A 2247-nucleotide genomic window follows, 5' to 3' on the forward strand; every position below is an offset into this window, starting at 1 on the left:
CCCAGCGACAATCCCTGCTGCCCCCCGGGGTGATACCCATCCAGCGCCGCGTGCAGCCCCACCTGCACGAACGCTCCCTCCGCCGGAGCAACCGCCACCGGAACCACAGGAGGAGGCGGCGGAGCGGGAGCCGCCACGACAGGCGGAGGAGGGGACGCCACGACCTCACCCAGGGGCTCCCCCGCATCCACCGCGCGCAGCGCCGAGCGCACCGCGAGCGCCAGCGCCTCCGCCCCCACGGACCACGTCAGCGTCTCCGGCGTGCCCTCCACGCGCGCGGTCCGCACGAAGAGATGCCCCGTCTGGGGCGCCGCCACGAACACACGCAGCTGCGCCCCCTCGCGCACGAACCAGAGCACCGCGCGGGCCTCCCGCCGCAGCGCCACGCGCTCCGCCTCGCGCCACGCACCGTCGGGGCTCGCCTCCGGGGACGGACCTGCTTCCTCTTCCAGCACCACCGGCAGGTCGCTGCTCTGCCCGCGCACGCGCTCCAGGAGCGCCCGGTCCTCGGAGGACTCCACCCGCGCGACCGCCCGCCACGCCCCGGTGGCGGAGGCGGGGCCGCCCAGGGCCCACATCAAGGCCAACCCCACCACGTGCTGCACCATCGCGGCCTGCAGCAAGAACATGCTGCAAAACCTACCTTCCATGGAATCCCACGGGAAGCCTCCCGACGTGCGGATCGCCCTGCACCCCTGCTTGATCCAGAGCTGGCGAAGCCCCTTAATCGCGCGCCATGACACGCCTGCGGGAGTTGCGCTCGGTCCTGAACCTCACCGTCCTCGTGGCGGGGCTGGGGTACTTCGTCGACCTCTTCGACATCACGCTGTTCGGCGTGGTGCGGGTCGCCTCGCTGAAGGACCTGGGCCTCACCGACCCGGCGGACATCCTCCAGAAGGGGCTCTTCATCTACAACGCGCAGATGGCGGGGATGATGGTGGGCGGCGTCTTCTGGGGAATGCTCGGGGACCGGAAGGGCCGCCTGTCGGTGATGTTCGGCTCCATCCTCCTGTATTCGGCGGCGAACCTGGCCAACGCGTTCGCCTGGGACGTGACGAGCTACGCGGTGTGCCGCTTCCTCGGAGGCCTGGGGCTCGCGGGCGAGCTGGGCGCGGCCATCACCCTGGTCGCCGAGTCCCTGCCGAAGGAGAAGCGCGGTCTGGGCACCACCGTGGTCGCGACGCTGGGCATGTTGGGCATCGTCGTGGCGGCGCTCGTCGCCCAGCACCTGCACTGGAAGACGGCCTACGTGACGGGCGGCGTGCTGGGGCTCGCGCTCCTCTTCACCCGCTTCAAGGTGTCCGAGTCCGCCCTCTTCACCCACAAGGCCGGCCCCGCGAAGGCGAACCCGCTGCTGCTCCTCCAGGACGGCCGCTTCATCCGCTACCTCTGCTGCATCCTGGTGGGCGTGCCCATCTACTTCACCACCGGCATCCTCTTCGTCTTCGCGCCGGAGCTGACGGCGGGGCTGAACGTCCAGGGCACGGTGACGGCGGGCAACGCCATCCTCTTCGGCAGCGTGGGCCTGACGCTGGGCGACATGCTGTCCGGCCTCGTGAGCCAGTGGCTCCAGAGCCGCAAGCGCGCGGTGGCGCTGGGGCTGTGCGCCTGGTTCTCGCTGGTGCTGGTGTACGGGCTCGTGCCCGGCCTCACCTCCACGGTCATCTACGGCCTGAGCTTCCTCATCGGCCTGTGCGTGGGCTACTGGGCGGTGCTGGTGACGATGGCCGCCGAGCAGTTCGGCACCAACATCCGCGCCACTGTCGCGACGACGGTGCCCAACTTCGTGCGCGGCAGCGCGGTGCTCGCGGCCAGCGGCTTCGGCTACCTGAAGGGCCACCTCTCCGTGGCCCATGCGGCGCTCACCGTGGGCGCGGTCTGCTTCGGCCTCGCGCTCGTCGCCCTCACGCGACTGACGGAGACGTTCCACCGCGACCTGGACTACGTGGAGTCCGCTGAAGGAGCCGCCGCGAGCGCGGACTCGCGGCCGGGGCCCGTGGGCTAGCGAAGCGACGAAGCCCTCAGGCCGGCGGAGGCACGCGCAGCCGCCACGCGAGCACGCGCCCATCCAGGCCCAGCACGAACACCAGCGGCCCGCGCACCACGGGCCGCGTGCGCAGCGACGTGTCCGCGCGCACCGTGAACGCGGGCGTCCAGCCGGGGGCCTTGAGGGCCAGCAGCCGCCCCTCGCGCCCGGACGTGGGCACGAGCAGCAGATCCTCCAGCCCCACCTGCACCCGCCCCACC

Annotated in this window: 1 protein-coding gene and 2 pseudogenes; 1 reads left to right on the forward strand and 2 read right to left on the reverse strand. The window is 71.9% G+C overall.

Features of this window, described 5'->3' with window-relative positions; genetic code table 11:
* Positions 1 to 629 (reverse strand): annotated as a pseudogene (locus D7V97_RS42470) (hypothetical protein); the annotation flags it as partial.
* 107 nt (positions 630 to 736) lie between these two features.
* Between D7V97_RS42470 and D7V97_RS42475 the strand changes: the two are divergent.
* Positions 737 to 2005 (forward strand): MFS transporter, encoded by a 1269-nt coding sequence (locus D7V97_RS42475; protein ID WP_120616206.1) that lies wholly within the window; start codon positions 737 to 739, stop codon positions 2003 to 2005.
* Positions 2006 to 2021: 16 nt separating this feature from the next.
* Here D7V97_RS42475 and D7V97_RS42480 read toward each other — a convergent pair.
* Positions 2022 to 2247 (reverse strand): annotated as a pseudogene (locus D7V97_RS42480) (hypothetical protein); the annotation flags it as partial.

It is taken from the genome of Corallococcus sp. CA053C (assembly GCF_003611675.1).
In the GTDB taxonomy this organism is placed as follows: domain Bacteria; phylum Myxococcota; class Myxococcia; order Myxococcales; family Myxococcaceae; genus Corallococcus.

Bases quoted from the DNA above. Each gene is read 5' to 3' on its own strand.
- D7V97_RS42475 (WP_120616206.1), top strand. From the start codon at position 737: ATGACACGCCTGCGGGAGTTGCGCTCGGTCCTGAACCTCACCGTCCTC.